Origin of the sequence: Methanosarcina horonobensis HB-1 = JCM 15518, from assembly GCF_000970285.1 — an archaeon.
In the GTDB taxonomy this organism is placed as follows: Archaea; Halobacteriota; Methanosarcinia; order Methanosarcinales; family Methanosarcinaceae; genus Methanosarcina; species Methanosarcina horonobensis.
In genome coordinates this window covers 4,044,015-4,063,155 of record NZ_CP009516.1, presented here as the reverse complement: position 1 = coordinate 4,063,155, position 19,141 = coordinate 4,044,015, and the positions used below count along the sequence as shown (strand labels likewise).

At 41.5% G+C, this 19,141-nt stretch carries 18 protein-coding genes and 1 pseudogene; 11 read left to right on the top strand and 8 right to left on the bottom strand.

From position 1 onward, the window contains the following. Positions 1 to 153 precede the first annotated feature (153 nt). The 3 genes from MSHOH_RS23105 to MSHOH_RS17730 all read left to right on the top strand — a co-directional run bounded on the left by MSHOH_RS23105 (position 154) and on the right by MSHOH_RS17730 (position 2,586). The gene (locus MSHOH_RS23105; protein WP_082089408.1) at positions 154 to 366 is read left to right on the top strand and encodes a hypothetical protein; all 213 of its coding nucleotides are present in this window, start codon (positions 154 to 156) and stop codon (positions 364 to 366) included. A 209-nt stretch (positions 367 to 575) separates the two neighbouring features. Continuing rightward, positions 576 to 1,184 (top strand): imidazole glycerol phosphate synthase subunit HisH, encoded by a 609-nt coding sequence (gene hisH / locus MSHOH_RS17735; RefSeq protein ID WP_048143611.1) that lies wholly within the window; start codon positions 576 to 578, stop codon positions 1,182 to 1,184. 67 nt (positions 1,185 to 1,251) lie between these two features. Then, on the top strand, positions 1,252 to 2,586 hold the full coding sequence (locus MSHOH_RS17730) for an AIR synthase-related protein (protein WP_048141675.1): 1,335 nt from the start codon (positions 1,252 to 1,254) through the stop codon (positions 2,584 to 2,586). A gap of 74 nt (positions 2,587 to 2,660) precedes the next feature. On the opposite strand, the gene MSHOH_RS17725 is transcribed toward MSHOH_RS17730, so the two are convergent. Together MSHOH_RS17725 and MSHOH_RS17720 are read right to left on the bottom strand one after the other, a co-directional pair. After that, positions 2,661 to 3,965, bottom strand: a complete 1,305-nt coding sequence (locus tag MSHOH_RS17725) for an NfeD family protein (protein WP_048141672.1) — start codon at positions 3,963 to 3,965, stop codon at positions 2,661 to 2,663. Between the two features lie 51 nt (positions 3,966 to 4,016). Further along, a complete protein-coding gene (locus tag MSHOH_RS17720) occupies positions 4,017 to 4,799 on the bottom strand; it encodes a slipin family protein (RefSeq protein WP_048141670.1) in 783 nt (260 codons plus the stop codon). Positions 4,800 to 5,350: 551 nt separating this feature from the next. On the opposite strand from MSHOH_RS17720, the gene MSHOH_RS17715 reads away from it, so the two are divergent. Beyond that, positions 5,351 to 7,483 carry a DHH family phosphoesterase gene (locus tag MSHOH_RS17715; RefSeq protein ID WP_048141668.1) on the top strand — a complete coding sequence of 711 codons (2,133 nt, stop codon included), beginning with the start codon at positions 5,351 to 5,353 and terminating at the stop codon, positions 7,481 to 7,483. A 217-nt stretch (positions 7,484 to 7,700) separates the two neighbouring features. Here MSHOH_RS17715 and MSHOH_RS17710 read toward each other — a convergent pair whose 3' ends face one another. Together MSHOH_RS17710 and MSHOH_RS17705 are read right to left on the bottom strand one after the other, a co-directional pair. Further along, positions 7,701 to 8,315 carry an orotate phosphoribosyltransferase-like protein gene (locus MSHOH_RS17710; protein WP_048141666.1) on the bottom strand — a complete coding sequence of 205 codons (615 nt, stop codon included), beginning with the start codon at positions 8,313 to 8,315 and terminating at the stop codon, positions 7,701 to 7,703. A 164-nt stretch (positions 8,316 to 8,479) separates the two neighbouring features. Next, positions 8,480 to 8,986 carry an NOB1 family endonuclease gene (locus tag MSHOH_RS17705; RefSeq protein ID WP_048143610.1) on the bottom strand — a complete coding sequence of 169 codons (507 nt, stop codon included), beginning with the start codon at positions 8,984 to 8,986 and terminating at the stop codon, positions 8,480 to 8,482. Positions 8,987 to 9,075: 89 nt separating this feature from the next. On the opposite strand from MSHOH_RS17705, the gene MSHOH_RS25765 reads away from it, so the two are divergent. Together MSHOH_RS25765 and MSHOH_RS17695 are read left to right on the top strand one after the other, a co-directional pair. After that, positions 9,076 to 9,423 carry an LbetaH domain-containing protein gene (locus tag MSHOH_RS25765; protein WP_269850455.1) on the top strand — a complete coding sequence of 116 codons (348 nt, stop codon included), beginning with the start codon at positions 9,076 to 9,078 and terminating at the stop codon, positions 9,421 to 9,423. Further along, a complete protein-coding gene (locus MSHOH_RS17695; protein WP_048141664.1) occupies positions 9,416 to 9,967 on the top strand; it encodes a flavodoxin family protein in 552 nt (183 codons plus the stop codon). Before MSHOH_RS25765 ends, MSHOH_RS17695 begins: the two co-directional genes overlap by 8 nt. Positions 9,968 to 10,261: 294 nt before the next feature. Here the strand turns inward: MSHOH_RS17695 and MSHOH_RS17690 are convergent, their stop codons facing one another. Continuing rightward, positions 10,262 to 10,948 (bottom strand): DUF169 domain-containing protein, encoded by a 687-nt coding sequence (locus MSHOH_RS17690; protein ID WP_048141662.1) that lies wholly within the window; start codon positions 10,946 to 10,948, stop codon positions 10,262 to 10,264. A 261-nt stretch (positions 10,949 to 11,209) separates the two neighbouring features. Continuing rightward, a complete protein-coding gene (locus MSHOH_RS17685) occupies positions 11,210 to 11,536 on the bottom strand; it encodes a DUF6951 family protein (RefSeq protein ID WP_048141660.1) in 327 nt (108 codons plus the stop codon). A gap of 553 nt (positions 11,537 to 12,089) precedes the next feature. Here MSHOH_RS17685 and MSHOH_RS17680 point away from each other — a divergent pair. From MSHOH_RS17680 to MSHOH_RS17670, 3 genes are all read left to right on the top strand, one after another. After that, on the top strand, positions 12,090 to 12,467 hold the full coding sequence (locus MSHOH_RS17680) for a 30S ribosomal protein S8e (protein ID WP_048141659.1): 378 nt from the start codon (positions 12,090 to 12,092) through the stop codon (positions 12,465 to 12,467). Positions 12,468 to 12,537: 70 nt separating this feature from the next. Beyond that, a complete protein-coding gene (locus MSHOH_RS17675) occupies positions 12,538 to 13,029 on the top strand; it encodes an Lrp/AsnC family transcriptional regulator (protein ID WP_048141657.1) in 492 nt (163 codons plus the stop codon). Positions 13,030 to 13,109: 80 nt separating this feature from the next. Beyond that, positions 13,110 to 14,291 carry an aminotransferase class I/II-fold pyridoxal phosphate-dependent enzyme gene (locus MSHOH_RS17670; protein ID WP_048141655.1) on the top strand — a complete coding sequence of 394 codons (1,182 nt, stop codon included), beginning with the start codon at positions 13,110 to 13,112 and terminating at the stop codon, positions 14,289 to 14,291. Positions 14,292 to 14,371: 80 nt separating this feature from the next. Here the strand turns inward: MSHOH_RS17670 and MSHOH_RS17665 are convergent, their stop codons facing one another. After that, on the bottom strand, positions 14,372 to 14,782 hold the full coding sequence (locus tag MSHOH_RS17665) for a helix-turn-helix domain-containing protein (RefSeq protein WP_048141653.1): 411 nt from the start codon (positions 14,780 to 14,782) through the stop codon (positions 14,372 to 14,374). Between the two features lie 402 nt (positions 14,783 to 15,184). On the opposite strand from MSHOH_RS17665, the gene MSHOH_RS17660 reads away from it, so the two are divergent. Together MSHOH_RS17660 and MSHOH_RS25395 are read left to right on the top strand one after the other, a co-directional pair. Beyond that, on the top strand, positions 15,185 to 15,868 hold the full coding sequence (locus tag MSHOH_RS17660; RefSeq protein ID WP_048141651.1) for a DUF5591 domain-containing protein: 684 nt from the start codon (positions 15,185 to 15,187) through the stop codon (positions 15,866 to 15,868). A gap of 1,702 nt (positions 15,869 to 17,570) precedes the next feature. Then, positions 17,571 to 17,744: pseudogene (locus tag MSHOH_RS25395) on the top strand (YncE family protein); the annotation flags it as partial. Between the two features lie 245 nt (positions 17,745 to 17,989). Here the strand turns inward: MSHOH_RS25395 and MSHOH_RS17650 are convergent. Beyond that, positions 17,990 to 18,658: a cytochrome c biogenesis CcdA family protein gene (locus tag MSHOH_RS17650; protein ID WP_048141647.1), complete on the bottom strand. Its 669-nt coding sequence runs from the start codon at positions 18,656 to 18,658 to the stop codon at positions 17,990 to 17,992. Positions 18,659 to 19,141: the final 483 nt, after the last annotated feature.

Genomic DNA, 19,141 nt, shown 5'->3' with positions numbered 1-19,141 from the left:
ATAACTTTTCGATATTTATTCCAAACTATCTTTTCGTAGACTCATCTCTTTGTATTTGATCTTAAAAACTATATATTTATATAGTTCTTTTGTGCATAAATTCCCCTAATACCGCAAAACAGCCTTACTGACTATAGCGAGGGAAAGAGGTTTTTGACTCAAGAATGTTCTGATGAGCCAAGTGAATCGGACCATAGACGAAATTTTTTGTGTCTTTTAGGACTGCACGACTGGAAACGAAAAAGCGGAGCGCTATGTTGCAGGTCAACAGTGCTTGAAAAGCGCTACGAATGCGTTCGCTGTGGCAAATACAAGGTGATTTTTGAGCAGGAGAAAGTACCCTGTAAAGGAGAAAGTGCCCTGTAATCTTTCTCTGTAGTCTTTCTGCAGACAGTGCCCTGTAATCTTTCTCTGTAATCTTTCTGCAGACAGATACTGACCTGAAATGTTTGCTTTTATATTTTTCAGGTATATTTTTCTTATTTTTCCTTACTTCATATTTTCCTAATTTTTCCCACATTTCTGAAATTCTTTGTTCGTAAGCTTAATCTATCTTAACTTTGTTTGTTAGAACTATGAAACGAATCGTGATTATCGATTACGGGCTTGGAAATCTCAGAAGTGTTCAAAAGGGGCTTGAACACGTTGGAGCAAGTCCTGTAATCTCCGGGAACCCTGAAGAGATCCTGGCAGCAGACGGTATTATTCTCCCTGGAGTAGGTGCTTTTATAGATGCAATGAAGTGTCTGGTTCCTCTCAAAGAGACTATTGAGGAATTTGCAGCATCGGGAAAACCAATGCTTGGAATATGTCTCGGGCAGCAGGTTTTGATGAGCTCTTCTGAGGAAGGCAGGTTGACCGATGGACTCGATCTCATTCAGGGCAGGGTACTTCGCTTTCCAAAATCTGAACTGAAAGTACCACACATGGGCTGGAACAACATCAGGATTAAACAGGACCACCCTCTGTTTAGAGGTATCCCTGACGGCTCTTTCGTGTATTTCGTACACTCGTACTATGTCGATACCACTGCGGAAAACACCCTTGCGTCATGTGAGTACGGACTGGAATATTCGGCATCTGTGGTGAATTCTAATGGTAACGTTATGGGCACCCAGTTCCACCCTGAAAAAAGCGGAGCAACAGGGCTGAAGATTCTGAAAAACTTCGTTGAGATGTGTTGATTTAATTTCAAATTTCCTGTCCTGCGTCTTTCAAAACAGTGACAGGTATCTGCGAGAGGATGGTACTATGGATATAGAAGGCTATGCAAAACGGGCTCTCAGGAAAGACCCTTCAAACGAAACCGGGATTGAGGCACAGCTTGCTTCAAGAATTCTTGAAATCAAGAACATAAGCTCCGAAAGGGCTAAAGAGATTGCAGCTGCAGTTATTTGTGAAGCAAAAGCAACTCTTCACACCGAGGGAGACGTATTAAGCCCCATTATTTCGGGAGTTGTTATGGGTGAGTTCGGAGTGGGTTCCAGGGGTACGGGAGACTTTTACGTTCACTCCAAGCTTGGTGAGGTTATAGGCAAGACCGGTGCGGTAGTTGACAGTTCCCAGCTTGATGACTCAGGCGTTGTGAAAATAGGAGATGAGTACCTTGTGATCACAATTGACGGTATACACTCCCGCCTCAGTGATTTTCCTTTCCTTTCGGGTTTTCATGTCGCCAGAGCAGCCCTGCGTGATGTCTATTCAATGGGAGCCCGTCCCCTTGCCATGCTTTCAGACATCCATATCGCAGACGATGGGGATGTGGCAAAAATCTTCGACCATATCGCAGGAATCACCACGGTTTCAGAGCTAACCGGAATTCCCCTAATTACAGGAAGCACTCTCCGGATAGGCGGGGATATGGTTATAGGTGAAAGAATGACAGGAGGTGTGGGGGCGGTTGGTGTTACATCTTCTCTTACCTCCCGCAACCAGACCCGGGCAGGAGACCTGATCCTTATGACGGAGGGTGCAGGCGGAGGTACGGTTTCTACAACCGCACTCTATTACGGAATGCATGACGTGGTGGAGGAAACTATTAACATCCGTTTTCTGGAAGCCTGTGAGGCACTCCTTCGGTCCGGCCTGTACAAAAAAGTCCATTCCATGACTGATGTCACCAATGGAGGAATCCGCGGGGACGCCCGGGAAATTTCAAAGACTGCGCAAGTAAAAATGGTCTTTGAAGAAAATAAAATGCGGACTCTCGTTAACTCAAAGGTCCTCTCCATGCTTGAAACCCTTAAAATCGATTATCTCGGCGTATCTCTTGATGCCCTGCTGGTTATCGTCCCACCTGAGTATGCCGGAGAAATTCTTGAAATAGTCAGGGCTGCCGGGGTTGAGATTGATATCATAGGGCGTGTGGAAGAAGGAATCGGGGCTGAAATAATTGTCAATGGAGAGATCAGGGACTTTGCACCCAGGTTTAGAGAATCTGCCTATACTCCTGTCAAAAAAGTTCACGGGGAAGATAATCCACGAGATTTCGAGGAGATGAGGCACGCAATTGACAGGGCAGCCGAAGAAGCCATCAATAAAAAGCAGAAGGTTCTTGAAAAAATAATGGCCAAAAAGAAAAGCTAAAACCGAAAAAAAACTCTGGAAGAAGAAATCCGGAAAAAGAAAAAACAGACAGGAAGTGTTAGACACAAGAAGTGTTAGACTTTTCTTTTTACAAGCAGCACTTCCATGTCTTTTCCTGTAATTTCAACTTCTTCGTTAGCTCCAATTTTCTCTTCGGATCTGGCTTGCCAGTACTCTCCTTTATAGCGGACAAAACCAGGACTTTCAGGGCTTATCGGGTCTATTGTCCGGGCAGTATCTCCTATAATGGACCCGATAACGGGCTTTTTCTTCCTCGTTTCGGCTACTTTATATATTGCAAAGACCAGGAATATCCCAAAAACAATTGTAGGAGTAACAATTGTCAGGATTAGTAGCCTCCTGAACTCCGGTGTGTAAATATTCTCGCCTCCCAGAGGCACAAGGAAGATGCTCCCTATTACCAGGCAAATAAGTCCTGCAAGCCCGAAAATTCCAAACCCCGGGGATTGAAGTTCCAGGATAAGAAGCCCTATTCCGACAATAATCAGGAAAATTGCTGCTATATTAATATCGAATCCTGTGCCTATCAATCCCAGCACGATTGCAATAATTCCGAAAATCTCTGCTCCTGCTCCCGGGTTTGAAATCCCGAAGATAATCCCATAGAGCCCTATTGTCAGAAGAAGAGAGGAAAGAATCGGGTTTGAAATTAACGTCAGGAAAGCAAGAGGAAGAGGAGGTTCGTAGATCTCTATTGTTGCATTTGCGGTATTCAGTTCTTTACTTTTCACAACCTCCCCATCGACCTGAACCAGCAGGTCCGGAACGGAAGAGGCTCTATATTCGATTACTCCTTCTTCTAAGGCTTCTTCGTCATTCAGATTTCTGTTCTTGGTAATTACTTCTTCTGCAAAAGTTTCATTTCTCCCGTGTTTTCTTGCCGTTTCAGTCGAAAATTTAACGAGGGCATTTATTACTTTCTCATCCTCTACAGGTACTGTCCCTTCTGCAGACACCCGCACCGGCTGGGCTGACCCTATAACTGTAAAAGGAGCCATTGCAGCAATATCGGTTCCCATAAGGATGAGGGTTCCTGCTGACCAGGCTTTTCCACTCTCAGGCACGTACCCTATAACAGGCACGGTCGTGTTCTCAATTAACTTTATGATTGTTTGGGTCTCTTCAAGCCCTCCCCCTGGAGTATCCAGGGTAATTACGAGAACCTCAAAGTTCCCGCTCTCAGCTTCTTCTATTGCGTCAGCTATCAAATTATCGGAAGCTGGGGTAATAGCTCCGGTTATTTCAAGCAAGAGCACTCTATCTTCGGCTGCTGCCCCTGCAGGAAGCGCGAGAACAGCTGTGAGAGTTATGCAGAGAAAAAAAATAAAGAGAGAATGGAAAATCCTTTTCGTTTGCATAATTAATGATCCTTTCTCGCCTTTACATGTTTTTCGGCTTTTAATCTGCCCTTATTGCTCTTTCTTTCCGGATATAGCCTGAGAAAGGGCGGCTATGTTCCCGGTTTCAAGAGTCTGAGTTTGTGTAACTACGATCAGATTTTTCTCTCTTGCAATCTCAGCAAGGGTCTGAAGTTCCCTTAGCTTGATAGCAGTAGGAAGTCCCTGGTAAAGGCTGGCCGCATCTTTCATCCTTTCAGCAGCTTGGTATTCTCCTTCTGCAAGGATGATCCTGGCACGTTTTTCTCTTTCTGCTTCAGCCTGTTTTGCGATTGCTCTTTTCATTGTTTCAGGCAGGGATACATCCCGGATAGTTACGCCTGTAACCTTGATACCCCAGGGGTCTGTGTAAGCATCCAGCAATTCCTGAATCTGCTTGTTGATGTTCTCTCTTTCCGAAAGCAACTCATCCAGTTCCATCTGGCCCAGCACGTCTCTAAGCGTAGTCTGGGACAGGGTTGAAGTTGCAAACATATAGTTTTCAACCTGCGTAATTGCAGCCCCTGGCTCTACGACCTTATAATAAACAACGGCATCAACTTCAACTGTGACGTTATCCCGCGTGATAACGGCCTGCTTTGGGACATCGATTGCAACGACTCTCAGGTCGATTTTCATGGCTCTATCAATGAAAGGGATGATAAGGAAAAGTCCCGGGCCCTTTACACCACTAAGGCGACCAAGCCTGAATATAACCACACGTTCGTATTCATTAACCATTTTTATAGATTGTGAGAGTATTAATATTACAATTATTAATACAGGGAGCAATAATTCACCGATGAAATCAACCATAATTTATTCCCTCCTATCAATTGGTCTTAAAATTGAACTTAGTAAGTGTTCTTTATTTGAGAAACTTGTGAAATTAATATAAATTAAGCTTTTATAGGTTAAAAATTTTACATTCTGTCGTCTACCTAAAATATCTGCGAATCTATATAAGTACTCACATCAAACCTTCTTTCCGATTTTCAATGGGTTGCGGTCACTGTCATTTTCATATATAATATAAAAATAACATAATATAAAAAATAACATAATAAAAATAACAGAAACCACAAAATCCTGAAATTTCTGGATATCTGTAGACGCTATGCAAAATAACTTGCTGACAAATACTTATATCTTGCATACACAAGATATTGAACTCAAAAAGGAGATATGCAGAAAGAGGGCTAGTCGGCAGGCACTAATCCGGACCTGGGGAAGATCCTACAGTTACCAGTAGACTGAGGGCCGACAAAGAATACAATAAATGTATAGGGTTCAAAACAATATTTTAATTCCAAAGATTTTGAGATTAAGAAAACGAAGGTTCGGAAGAACCACTGGTGTTGATATTAATGAGTAAGGAATGTCCAGATTGCCACGGACGTGGCTACGAAGCTATTTCAACTGAGATCTGCCCTGTATGTAAGGGAAAAGGCAAGTCTAAATCAGTTGACTTTATGAAAATTTCAGAAAAAGATATTGACAGTTTCTTGAAAAATGGTGCAGTATGTGAGAAATGCAAAGGCAAGGGGAGTATCGAAGTTACCAGACCCTGTGAGGCCTGTGAGGGACTTGGAAAGATCTATACCTGCAAGGTTTGCGGAGTAAGAATTCATAACCCACAGGATACGGATGAAGAGATCTGTACTACCTGTTCACGTTCCCAGCATGTTTATGCTCTGGACGAGTCATGTGATCTTAAAGATGTGGAAGCAGGAAAGCTTTATCACGGTATAGTGAGCAGTATCGCCTCTTTCGGGGTCTTTGTGGACTTGAACCCTCACGTAAGAGGGCTTATGCATTCCAGCAATGTCGGGGTTCAGCCGGAAGTCGGGGATGCTGTAATCGTCCTGGTAAAAAGCATTAAAGCGGGAGGAAAGCTCGATCTTATTCCGAAAACTCTTACAAAGTACGAAACCATTGAGCTTGAAAAAGAGCTTCCTCTTAAGAACTCCTCCCAGATAGATACCAGCATGAAGGGCAGGCTCATCCGGATCGAAGGAGAGGTTATTCAGATAAAACAGACAAGCGGGCCGACAATCTTCACTATAAGCGATGAAGGAGGCTTTATCCCGTGTGCAGCTTTTGAGAGTGCAGGGAAACGGTCTTACCCCCATATCGACGTAGGAATGATTGTCTCGATTACCGGGGAAGTGACTCCAAGGGATGAGCAGGTCCAGATTGAAGTCATGAGCATGAAACTGCTTACCGGAGAAAAAGAGGCTGCTGTCAAGACAAGGGTCGAGAAGGTAATCGATGAGAAAGCCGCACCTGCTGATATTCCTTTCCTGATCGAAAGCGAGATTATGGAAAAGCTCAAACCCAGAATGCTTCATGTCGCCAAAGAGATCAAAAAGGCAATTCTCCATTCGACACCTATTATCCTCAGGCACCATGCCGATGCCGATGGAATTACTTCCGCAATAGCCATTGAGCGAGCAATTCTTCCCCTTATTACAGAAATCGGTGGAACAGATGCGGAATACTATTTCTATAAGCGTGCTCCTTCAAAGGCTCCTTTTTATGAACTTGCCGATGTTACAAGGGATATTTCCTTTGCACTAGAGGATTATGCCAGGCACGGACAGAAAATGCCTCTTATTATCCAGGTAGACAACGGCTCAACCGAAGAGGATGTCCCTGCTATGCGACAGGCCAGTGTCTACGGCATCGATATGCTTGTCATTGACCACCATCACCCTGATGACATTGTTGACCAGTATCTGATAGGGCACGTTAACCCTGCTCATGTAGGAGGAGACTTCGGGGTTACTGCGGGAATGCTCTGTGCTGAGGTCGCCCGTATGATCAATCCCGGCATCAGTGATACTATAAAGCACCTTCCTGCTGTTTCGGCAGTAGGAGACCGTTCTGAAGCCCCGGAGGCCGGAAGGTACATCTCCTTGGTCTCGGATCGCTATACACTTGAGGAATTAAAAGAAATGGCTCTGGCTTTGGATTATGAGCAGTTCTGGCTTAAATTCAGCAGTGGAAAGGGTCTTATTGACGATATCCTGGATATGGGCGACCACACAATCCACAAAAATCTGGTATCTCTGCTTTGCGAACAGGCAAATACCATGATAAAAGAACAGCTTGAGACCTGTCTCTTCAACGTCAAATCTCAGAAACTGGCGAATGGCGCGATTATGAATGTAATAGATGTCGAAAACTATGCCCAGAAGTTTACCTTCCCGCCACCGGGAAAAACCTCCGGGGAAGTGCATGATGTGCTTGTTAAAAGAAACCCGGACAAGCCTGTAGTTACTATTGGCTATGGTCCTGACTTTGCTGTTATCCGTTCAAAAGGCGTGCTTATGAATATCCCCAGGATTGTCAGGGAGCTTCGCGAAGAAATGAAAGGTGCCGGAGTCAGCGGAGGCGGACATCTTGTTGTCGGCAGTATCAAGTTTGTGGAAGGAATGAGAACCGAAGTGCTCTCAAGGCTTGCAGAAAAGATTGCATCTACGGAAGTTGAGTATTAACAGGCCTTTTAAATAAACCTGTTAATTTTTCTCTTCTCGATTCTGAAAAGAATAATTTTTTAAAGTACTGGTTCAGAAATGCCTGAAGAAGATAAAATAAATAAAAAAGAAAAAACTAAGAAATGTAAACAGGTATAAGTATAGGTTTTGGAAAACCTCTCTTGTGAAAGGCCTTCCATATAAAAGAGATTTACTTCTGTTTTATCTTTCGATATTTTCAGTCCACGCGCACTATCCTTACCAGAGACTGGATAGGAACATTGGCAATTGTATCCGCGCCTTTTTTGTCCACAAGAACCACAACTACTCTGGGCTTTGCGTCCATTTCGCGCAACTGCTCGATTACTTCCATTGTGGTTGAACCTGTGGTAATTACATCATCAACAATTACGCAGTTCTTACCTGCGACGCTTCCGAAGTTTCTGCTAATGGTACCTTTCTGGCCGGGCTGGACCATGTCATGTCCTTTACGGGAATGGTAAAGGGCAAAATCTGCTCCCAGCTCGTTTGCCATCATGCTTGCCAGGGGAATGCCGCTAGCTGCAACGCCAACTACTACATCCACTTCAGTGTTTGTCTTTTCCAGGGTCTCAAGCACCATGTCACAGAGTGCAAGTGAGATGTAGTGAAGCCGTGTAGCGCTCTTTCCTATGCTGCTCCAGTTTACGGATATGTCTTTTGGAGCGGGGGCTGCGATTTCTTTTTTCGAACGGGTTAAAAGCCATGTAACTGTTTCTCTTGAAACATTAAGTTCATCGGCAATCTGGCCGGTTCCAAGTCCGTTGTTCTGCAGTTCCACAGCTTTCTGAATGAGATCTTCTATATTCTTCATGCCTCCATTCCCACCTGAAATTTTTTATCTGGCGGTATTTCCGGCCGATTTTGCAGTTATTCTTTGGAATACTGCCTGGAATTACTGCCTGAAAAATTATAATTCAAGTATATCTTTTCTCAGTTAAAGACATTATTACACTATCAAGCGTTATATCTTTTTCTTCAGTTTTCCTGATAACCTTTGCCTTTAAGTCTTTTTTTTCTCTTTTTTTTCAGGGGTGAACCGCAAATAGGGCATTCGTCCCCTTTCTCAAAGGTTTTTCTACAGCCAATACACTGTTTTTGCCAGATAAGAACATCCTTTATCTTTTTCTGGGCAATCGGTTTAACCTGAATCCCGAGCTGCACGGCAACGTTCTGGACTGCATAATCATCTGTAAGCAGTACCGCCGTTTCCCTGTGTTCAAGTGCTTTTGCAAGAACTTCCAGATCTGTTTTTGATAGCTCTTCTGAGTCCCGGGTCTGTTCAGCTTTTTTCCGAACCTCTTTTACCATTTCAGGTTCCGGCCATTCTACCCTGAGTCCTCCCTCTTTTGCAAGGTCAAAACGGAGTATGGAGTCACTGCTTTTTAACTCGTCCGCAACCGAAGGGACTGTAATAAGCAGCGAGCTGTCCACGTTGCAGTTTCCCATAATAAAAACTGCCGAGTCTGCTATGTAAGAGGTCATTTTCTTTCTCTTTTCCTTGTTAGTATATAATTCATCCTCATAAGCAGGAGACTCCCTCCTCGACCGCATCAGCGGGCAGAGAGGGGTAGTTGACTGGCTTCCCAGCACTCTTGAAAACCAAAAACATATATGACGACTATATGGAATGGCTGCTTTCTACTGCAATCATATGCAGGACATCCCATGCGTTCCGATGTACGGAATACTCGGCTGGAACATGCCACTCCTATTTTCATAGGCAACAATGTTTGGTTTGGTGTAGCTCTATTGTGAATCCGGGTTTTTCCATTGGCGATGGCACAGTCATCGGTTCCGGGAGTGTAGTGACAAAAGATGTTCCGGTTAATGTAGTAGCTGTTGGCAATCCGTGCAGAGCGAAAAATAAAATTACTGAAAAAGATAAAAGTAGTTTTCTGGAGATGCTATGTAATGAATAAAAAAATACTGATACTTACTGGTAGTCCACGAAAGAACGGGAATAGCGATATGCTGGCAGATGCCTTTATGAAAGGAGCACAGGAAAAAGGGCATACAGTAAACAAAATCGAAGTGGCAAAACTCAATATTAGTGGATGTAAGGCCTGTATCATGTGCTGGACAAAGGATGGAGCCTGCATTCAGTGTGATGATATGGCAGAGATTGAACCACTGCTCGAAAGCGCAGATATGCTTGTACTGGTTTCTCCTTTGTATTTTTTTGGGATTTCTGCACAGTTGAAGGCTGTGATTGACAGATTTTGTGCCTATTGTGTGGATAACTGTAAAAAATCGCTTAATATAAAGGAATCTGCTTTGATTATGTGCGGAGAGTGCGATGAAGAACGATTTTTTAGTGGTGCCATAGATACTTACAAGTATACGGCAGATTATATGAAATGGAAAGACAGAGGTATCTTAATAGCTACCAGTGTAGCAGCAAAAGGAGACGTTTTACAAGGGGATTGGTTGGCTAAAGCACAAGCTTTCGGCACTCATATTTAAATAGTTTATCCTTTTTCACGCCCGAATGTGCCTCGGGACAGAAAAATCGATGATTTTTCTTGTAGTTGCGATTACATCGCAACAGTCCGCTGTCCTTCCCGAATTGCACCTCGGGAGTGTTATTGGCTCTGTTAATAAAAAGTCACTGACGGGCAATTACTAAAGTGAAGTAGAAAAATAGTTCTCAAATATAACAAATAGGCTGTGTCTACTATGTTATATTTGATCAATAGCTCACCCTGTATAGGGCTTAAGCATGGAGGAATTTATATTTAAATGAAGCAGGTTTTATACTCAGTTAGGGCAGATTTCCTTAAGTCCGGCTGCGATGTCGGGAAGGAAGTCGATCGGGATGCCCATTGTCATTTCGTCGTCTGTAATTTCTGTATAAGCCCTGCTACCGCTGCAGCCTACTGTAACTCCTATTTCACCTTCTTTAGCCTGCACCACACCATCGGAACAGAGGCTCTGTTTGCCTGCGAAACTGACTTCAAGCCTGCCTCCGGTTTTATACATGTAAGCCTGGGTGAGTAGCATTATCTGCTTCGGGTTGCAGATTATCAGTACAAGATCCGGCATGAACGTAACCTTTTCAAGGGAGGCATACAGGACAGCCTCCGTAGAGTCCGGAGCCAGTGTCGGCACCATTTCTATAGTGAGCTTTGCAGCCTCCTGGGTGCTGAACTGCTTTAAGCCTTTATAATAAAACTCTCCGCTTGCGACTTTCGGAGGGAGTGCTCCAAGGCCCATGACACCTGCTCCGCCTTTGCACATCTGGTCTTCTCCCAGAGTGTATAGCTCCTCTCCGGTTTTTCTCACCCGGTCGATGAACTGGCAGTGTCTCATTCCCTCATCCGCCTTTTTAATTCCTTCCGGAACTTTTTCTCCCTTCGGGACCAGTTTAACCGCAACTGGAGAAGTTGTGAGTTTAAGACACTCGATCATTTCCTGTCCGTAGCTGTTAATTTCTTTTATGTCCATTTTATCACTCAGGGTATGAATTTATAGAAAAACCAATTTGAAAAAACAATTGTATATTATTTTATTATATGTATATTTGTTGAGTTTTGACTAAATTATACACAACCAGATTCGATATAAATATTCTCGAGTTCTGATTCTGAAAGGAAGTTTTTCGCAGTACTCTTAATTTTTAAGCCAGTTATGCCGTTCTCAGTTTCCTGCTTTAGACAGCTTCTTGCCTGGACAGGAAGTAAATTAAGGAGGATTTGACAAGAATCCTCACTCAAGTTTGTCAAAAATAATCTCCATTTTTCCCATTTCCCTGGCAAGGTTTTTAGAGATCATGCCGTTTTCGAGCCAGCAGGCATTCATTACTGTAGCCGGGACAAGACAGGTGGGAGTAAGAGGAGCTTCAGCCATTTTCTGGGCAAGCACGGTATCCGGGCCGCCCATAAGATCTTTCATGCCCATATCAAAATGCGTACCCCATTTCCTGAGTTTTTCACAGGTGGTTTTGATATGCACATGGGTGTTTTTGCCTTCTTTTGTAGCTATAACTTTTGTTGTATGTCCGCATATAGTATTAAGTGAAATTTCAGTGACCATTATTTGTCCTCCTCTATCTGAATAATTGTCCGGAGGCTGAAGGGCTTTCGATGTAGTATTTGTATAATTTCCCTTTTAGCCTGCACCTGAAGCTTTTTCCTCTTACTTTTTTATTTAATTCTGCATATATATTTTTCTATGGCGATTCCTTGTTTCTTTTTTACATAATAACTTTATAGGCTTCAGGCACTACTTTTTCAGCTACAGTTACCTGTGTTAAGGGTCTGGTCGGAAGTCAGGATTTTTCTGGCGGCATGATCGCAAAGTTCATATACAATTCTATTCGTATTGCTAAGTCCATAGCAAATATGCTAATTAAAGTACTCCTGTTAATACATTAATATATTAGCAGAGCAATTAGGCTACTGACAGGTATGCTTATACCCTGATAACGATCACCAGATCAGGATCACCAGGATTACAGGATATTTACTATCTGAACCATTCAAGGTCCCGTTAAAAATCGGCTTGAGTAGCGCTAAAAATTATACTGACTATAAATACTGAATACAAATCTTGACTTAAATTTCAATAAAATAATGAGGTTTTAATAATGAGATGGCAAGGCAGCTCCAGAAGAAAAGCTACCGGCGGGAAGGTTATTGCTGCCCGCGGAAAGCGCAAGTTTGAAATGGGCCGCGAATCTGCGGATACCCGTATCAGCGACGTAAAAAGAAAGAATGTTCACACAATGGGCGGCAACAGGAAAGTAAGGCTTCTCCAGTCCAATGTTGCAAACGTAACCAACCCTAAGGACGGAAAGACAGTTACCGCACCAATTGAGACCGTAATTGACAATACTGCCAACAAACACTATGTCAGGCGTAATATTCTGACAAAAGGTTCCGTTATAAGGACTCCCGTGGGCACTGCCAGAGTTACAAGCAGACCCGGGCAGGATGGAGTTATAAACGCTGTATTAATTGAATAATTGAAGAGAGCCCTGACCCCAACCCGGGGTTCTGTGCCAATTTTCCCTAAACTTTGTGCCGGTGGTCAAAATGGACGAAATGATTCGACATATACTGGAAATTCTTGAAAATGATGCCCGAGCAAGTCCGGAAGAAATCGCAACCCTAATAGGAACGTCTGCACAGGAAGTTTCCCAGACGATCGCAAAGCTTGAAGAAACAGGAGTTATCCGGCACTACAAAACCATAGTTGATTGGGACCTGGTTGGGGAAAATTATGTTTACGCCGTAATTGAGTTGAAGGTCACTCTCGAGCGTAACCAGGGCTATCAGGCAATTGCAGAAAGGATCTATAAGTTCCCGGAAGTCAGGTCTGTCAGGCTTCTGTCCGGGGACTACGACATCTCCCTTACAGTCCGGGGGAAGTCAATGAAGGATGTGGCCTTTTTTGTGGCAGAAAAAATCGCCACTCTTGACCAGGTCCAGAGTACGTCCACGCATTTCGTGCTGAAGACCTATAAAGAAGACGGGGTAATCCTTCACGAACCGGAGACAATTCAGAGACTTCCTGTCTCGTTTTAATTCGGGACTGCTTAACTTTATCCCTCTTATCCCGTTTTATATTCTATCCAACTCACATAATTTTTTATAGGGGTGTTTGCTTGAGACCTCCATGCGATCCTTCAAAATTCATTGCGGAAGCTGTAAAGAGTATCCCTCCATCGGGAATACGCCGTTTTTTTGATCTGGTTTCCGGACTTGAGGATATAATCTCCCTTGGTGTGGGAGAGCCTGATTTCATTACTCCCTGGCACATCCGTGAGATGTGTATCCATTCTCTTGAAAAAGGGCAGACATCATATACCTCAAACTACGGGCTTCCGGAACTCAGAGACGAACTTACAAGAACCTATTATAGGCGCTACGGTCTGGACTATGACCCTGCATCCGAAATCCTGATTACTACAGGAGTAAGCGAAGCTCTTGATATAGCAATCAGGGCAGTGGTAAATCCCGGAGACGAAGTAATTGTGGTTCAGCCATCATATGTGGCATACGTTCCTTCAGTAATTCTGGCAGGAGGCAAGCCTGTTATTGTTTCCACGCACAGGAATGATGATTTCAGCCTTACTGCAGAAGCTCTTAAACCTGCAATCACCAGCAAGACAAAGGCAATTGTCCTCAATTTCCCTAACAACCCTACAGGTGCAATTATGCAGCAGGAAGGAATGGAGGATATTGCGGACCTCGTTGTCGAGAATGATTTATTTGTAATTTCGGACGAAGTTTATGAATGCCTGACTTATGAAGGCACTCACGTTCCATTCTCTTCCCTCGAAGGCATGAAGGATCGGACTGTAATGCTGAACGGTTTTTCCAAAGCCTATGCTATGACAGGGTTAAGACTTGGTTTTGCCATGGGAGCTCCGGATATCATTCATTCAATGATGATGATCCACCAGTATTCCATGCTCTGTGCTCCTACAACTGCTCAGGTAGGAGCAATCGAGGCTCTCCGCAACGGTAAAGGGGAAATGGAACGAATGGTTCGTGAATACGACCGGCGCAGGCACTTTATTGTAAAAGGCTTTAACAGAATAGGACTTGAATGCTGTAACCCTAAAGGCGCTTTCTATGCTTTCCCTTATATTGGGTGTACAGGTCTTTCCTCTTCTGACTTTGCAGAACGCCTGCTGAATGAAAAGAAAATCGTTACAATCCCCGGAGACGTATTCGGAGAAGCAGGTGAAGGTTTCCTTCGTTGTGCTTATGCAGCATCTCTGGATGACATCAGAAAAGCAATAGAAAGAATGGGAGACTTTGTAGACGGATTAAAACAGTAAATCTGGCCGAATCTTTATTCGGTCTGCCTTTTTCTTATTCCTGTTACTTATGTAACTTTTTACTTTAATTTTTACTCTAGTTATTTGTGTTCAGCTTCCTCATCGTCCATCCGCATGACGAGGACACTTACTTTATCATCAAGTTTTTCAATCAGTTCGTTCATCTGATTGTACCATTCGTCAACGTTCTTCTTAACCATCTGCTTCATTTCCTGAGGCTCGATGGCTACATATTCATAATAGTATCCTCCGCTGTCGATGGATCTTGTTTCCCTGTAAACAATTCCGCAGGCTATAAGGTTCTGCAGAGAACGGTACGCAGTGCTCCTTTCCCTGTTAAGAATCTCTCCCAGTCTTTCTGCCGTCAGGGGTCCATGCATAAGCAGAGCCTTGTATGCATCGATATCAAGGGATTTCAAGCCGAGCACACATTTTACCATGTCCTCGCATCTGAAGCTTGCTCTGATCATTTCATGAATAGAATTCGCCATAAAACCACTATTTAAGGACAGTTCGCCCTGTTGTTTTTAGAATTTTTTAGTTCTTTGAGGATACCGGCAGCATGTTCAGGAATTACTTAAGGGTAGACTGAGATGCTTACAAAATAGAAAACCTTGTTCCGGTCTCCAGACTTGCTTTCAAAAGCATACTCCTCAGTTTCGTTAATTATTATTAGGTTAATTACCTTTATGTGTTTTTAGCTATCAATATTGATGAATATATTTATAAACTTATTTATCTCTCTTAAATCATATCACTTTCGTCCGGTAGTATGTGCTAAATATTCAGTTATATCTTTTCCGGTTGTTTTCAAAAAAACATAACAAGCCCAGAGAGATTCTGCTCAGGAAATTATATATATAATTTCCAGGCTCAATAAGCTCTGAGGTCTTATGAAGCCAATTATCCCTGAAGACGAACGTTCCAGAGAACCTCTTGATACCGAGAGAATAATTTATCATCCTGACATGATAAGAGCCAATGACTGGGTTCTCACCGAGTATGAAGCTCCTTTCAGGGAAGTATGTATTTTTGTTCCCTGCGCCAAGAGAAAGCCTTACCATGAAAGCCCGTCCCATAAAAAGTTTGACAGGATAATCTTTGGGATTTTAAAACCCGAGGATGTGCATATAGTAACCTTCGGAACCTGCGGGATCGCTCCAAGGGAACTTGATACTCAATATCCCTTTATGAACTATACTTTTATGATGGGCAAGTGCAACGTGACAAAGATCAAAAGGGACTTCATAAAAATCGAAAGCGAGAGGATTGCCGCTTATCTTGAAAAAACAAGGGAAAACTACAGACACAGGATAGCCTACTGCATCGGGGACTTCAGGACTGCAATGGAAAAAGCTCTGGAAATGGTTGACATTAAAGTGGATGTTGTCCCGAGGGAATCTACAATCCAGAAGATGACTCAGCCCGATAAACCCTTCATCTACAACAGCCTCTCATCTAAAGAGTACCTTCAGGACCTTTCCGACGCAATTACCGACGCATTCGGGCTTCCCAGAAGGGAAGTAGGCTTAAAGGAAGACTTCTCTGTGGATGATACTGACTGGTATGTTTTGTGATATCCAGAGTCGGATGAATTCCAACCCTATATTCTCCCAAATGGCGGAGATAAGAACGTACCAATCTTCTGGCACTCTCACAGTTTTGGGGCTATGAGTAGATTAAGAATATCATAAGTTATGCACTTACTTACCAGTATATTACGGTTAAAGGATTTTATATTGTATCATTTTATCTTTTATTAAAGTCATTGAATATGAATGAGCAAATTACATATATTTATAATCTTTCGCCAGATTATCAAACAAACAAGACCAAGGATAATTACCGCTTTGAATGAATTCTAAAAACGAATAGTTTGAAAATTTACATAGAAAACTTATAAAGGATTAGGTAAAAAGAATTTATAATGAAAAAATCAAGTTATGGAATATTATTTATCGCTTGCTTCGCCTTTTTTTAATTTTTAATTCGTTCTTCGTGATTGTACCTGCTGATTTATCAACTATTATGGGCGTAGTTGTTGGAACTTTTATTGAATCTCTCATCATATACTTAATCATAATCCTGATCACTTATATCGTAAATCGTTACAGCAAATTGTCTTAGAGACGGCCTTAAAATCCAATATTTCTACAATTGAATAAAGACGCAAAGCAATGCAGGTAGCCGCTTCATTCCGTTTGACCCAATTAAGTTTTAAGGGATTACAATGGGAAAAAAGTTAGTTAATATGGTATGGCATGTGTTATCACTAATAGCCATAGTTATGGCGTTATATAATGTGTACCTTTCATGGTTTGAAGATAACTATAGTTCAAATTTATTATCTCTTACGTTGATACTTGTAATATTATCAGTAGCTGTTAAAGAATATTCAGAAAAACAATAATTAAAAGAGAAGATCTCAAACCCATAAACATACATCATGAATGATGCAGCACAAGGACGAACTTGTATAAATTTCGTCCTTTTACATTTTTGAATTATGTTCTCTCGTACTTCAAATCTAAGTTAATAGGACTTACGGTTTAAACTACAAAAACAACAGTAGAAAACTCATAACTTTCTAAAACTTAAATTTCAATTATGATGTTTCCTGTACTTGATCTGGCATCATAAGTGAGTAAGCCCTGGTTAATTTGATGATTATATAATTAAATTTAAAAAGTGATGTATTTATGAAAATACAAAAACTCAAACCTGAGAAGAGATTTGGGGACTTCTGTTAGGCATTGTATTTAGTTTTATTATGTTCACTTTGTCTATTAGGGCGAGCGATGTATTACATTTTTCTAATCAAATAGTTGTTTGGGTTCAATACTGGTCTTATCGTTTTCTTCATAATACTGGGGCATTATATAGTCTCAAGAAAAGTAATTGACGAAAAAAAGAGAATTGAAGACATAATAGGTCTTAAAAGTAATCTACTGGGTTTTTTCCTATGGCTTATTGTAATAATAATTGCAACCTTGTTGAATATAGAAATTAATCGGACTGCGATTGGGACGGGAGGTTACATTACAATACTTTTAATCACTTTAATCCTTTTATACATGAATAAGAAAGGGATTAACTGAAGAATAGTCCAAATGGGAATTGGATTCACAGATATGGAAAGTTAATTCCGGCAATCAGATCAAAAAAATCTTTGACCATCATATTTTTTCCATAGGATAAAATAACGGGAGAACTTGTGCATCGATTCCCAATTAACTCCATATTATATTGCGATTTCACCAGGCATCTCATCCATCAGTCTCTACAGAAATAAACGCTATCGGACTCAATAATTCAAATAATAACAATTCTGAATCTGATTACGGTAGTAGCTCAGGTGGAAATGAATCAAACAAAAATAACTCTATTCTAGGTTTCGGATTATTGGGAAGCTTGACATGCCTGTATGGAGAGTGGGAATTCAGGAAAAAATGATTTAGGACTTAAAAGGAAAGGTCAGAGAGTGTACAGAAGAACTTGAGGCTATTTACACCTCGTTGAAAGAAAACAAAGAAAGCCTTGCTGAAGCTCAGAGAATGGCTCATGTTGGAAATTGGGATTGGAATATCATAATCGATGATAAAATATATTGGTCTGATGAACTTTATCGAATCATTTTGCGTACTACACAGGCTATGCAGGAACTAACATCGAAAACAGATATTTTTTAATGAGCTTTTTTATTGCAGGGCTAAATATAGGAAATATATACCAATTACTATTATTGATACTCCTATTACTTTATCAGCTAGATTGCCACTTATTTTTGTAGTATCTTTTATCTTTTTGCCAAATGAACCGCCGATAGAACTGATTATAATGAGGGGGATACTTAGGCCTGTTGCGTATATCAATATAGTAAGCAATCCTTGAATTGGAGTTTGATATAATGCGATATACGTTAATACAACTATTAACATTGGAGCACCTCTACCTACTGTAATTGCTCCGAATGAAAGCCCAAGTAAAAATGCTCCCGTTATTGTGTAAGAATTAGGTAATCTGAAAAAATTAAATATGCTTCTTATTGGTGGTTTGTAAACATGCAATAGTTGTAATCCCATTCCAATCATTAATATTCCGCCAATTGTCCAGGCAATTGCACTGTTTAAAAACAATACATATTTCCCAATGTATCCGGCAATAAACCCGAGTGGTAACAGTACTAACACAGTGCCTATTGAAAATGAGATGACTAACTTGAGAATATTAATAGGCGATAAGTTTGTCTTTCCACTTGTAAGGTAACCTATCAACCCTAGGCACAGTACACTATTACATGGACATATACCTGCTAATAGCCCAAACATGAATATACCAGTTATGGAAGGATCGAATGTGGCTGTCATGAAAAAGATTAGTATGCGCGGTCAATAATCTTTACATCACCAGCTCATAATGAGCTGTTTTAAGTTGAGTATGGTATTCACAATACCACACTATTTAATAGATATATAGTCAACTTTGGCTTATACTTTTCTATATCTGTTATTAGTACAATAACTCTCAAATTAGCTCTAAAAACCTCTGATCTAATTGACAATAGATTTTTAAGTCAAGATTCTAATTTGAGAGCCTCAAAAAAGACCTCGTTAAAAAGAACTTTTTAGCAGCATTAATCCGTATTTTTAAGCAGTAATTTGAAAAATAGATGTGCTGAATTCAGCATGAGATATTAGCTTTGCTTCAAAAACCCCACTGTGAGCATTAGGTTTAGTTTTACTGCTACTGCTCACTTAAAGCTTCTGCCTGCCTCTGACAAAGAAATAAGGTAGCTATTTTTTATGACTGCAGGGGCTTTTGGAAAGTTGTAAGAAATCAAGACGGGTTTG

What these genes read in the sequence shown, in the direction of transcription:
- hisH (WP_048143611.1), top strand. Translation starts at nt 576, where the DNA reads ATGAAACGAATCGTGATTATCGATTACGGGCTTGGAAATCTCAGAAGT.
- MSHOH_RS17730 (WP_048141675.1), top strand. Translation starts at nt 1,252, where the DNA reads ATGGATATAGAAGGCTATGCAAAACGGGCTCTCAGGAAAGACCCTTCA.
- MSHOH_RS17725 (WP_048141672.1), bottom strand. Translation starts at nt 3,965, where the DNA reads ATGCAAACGAAAAGGATTTTCCATTCTCTCTTTATTTTTTTTCTCTGC.
- MSHOH_RS17720 (WP_048141670.1), bottom strand. Translation starts at nt 4,799, where the DNA reads ATGGTTGATTTCATCGGTGAATTATTGCTCCCTGTATTAATAATTGTA.
- MSHOH_RS17715 (WP_048141668.1), top strand. Translation starts at nt 5,351, where the DNA reads ATGAGTAAGGAATGTCCAGATTGCCACGGACGTGGCTACGAAGCTATT.
- MSHOH_RS17710 (WP_048141666.1), bottom strand. Translation starts at nt 8,315, where the DNA reads ATGAAGAATATAGAAGATCTCATTCAGAAAGCTGTGGAACTGCAGAAC.
- MSHOH_RS17705 (WP_048143610.1), bottom strand. Translation starts at nt 8,986, where the DNA reads ATGACCTCTTACATAGCAGACTCGGCAGTTTTTATTATGGGAAACTGC.
- MSHOH_RS17695 (WP_048141664.1), top strand. Translation starts at nt 9,416, where the DNA reads ATGAATAAAAAAATACTGATACTTACTGGTAGTCCACGAAAGAACGGG.
- MSHOH_RS17690 (WP_048141662.1), bottom strand. Translation starts at nt 10,948, where the DNA reads ATGGACATAAAAGAAATTAACAGCTACGGACAGGAAATGATCGAGTGT.
- MSHOH_RS17685 (WP_048141660.1), bottom strand. Translation starts at nt 11,536, where the DNA reads ATGGTCACTGAAATTTCACTTAATACTATATGCGGACATACAACAAAA.
- MSHOH_RS17680 (WP_048141659.1), top strand. Translation starts at nt 12,090, where the DNA reads ATGAGATGGCAAGGCAGCTCCAGAAGAAAAGCTACCGGCGGGAAGGTT.
- MSHOH_RS17675 (WP_048141657.1), top strand. Translation starts at nt 12,538, where the DNA reads ATGGACGAAATGATTCGACATATACTGGAAATTCTTGAAAATGATGCC.
- MSHOH_RS17665 (WP_048141653.1), bottom strand. Translation starts at nt 14,782, where the DNA reads ATGGCGAATTCTATTCATGAAATGATCAGAGCAAGCTTCAGATGCGAG.
- MSHOH_RS17660 (WP_048141651.1), top strand. Translation starts at nt 15,185, where the DNA reads ATGAAGCCAATTATCCCTGAAGACGAACGTTCCAGAGAACCTCTTGAT.
- MSHOH_RS17650 (WP_048141647.1), bottom strand. Translation starts at nt 18,658, where the DNA reads ATGACAGCCACATTCGATCCTTCCATAACTGGTATATTCATGTTTGGG.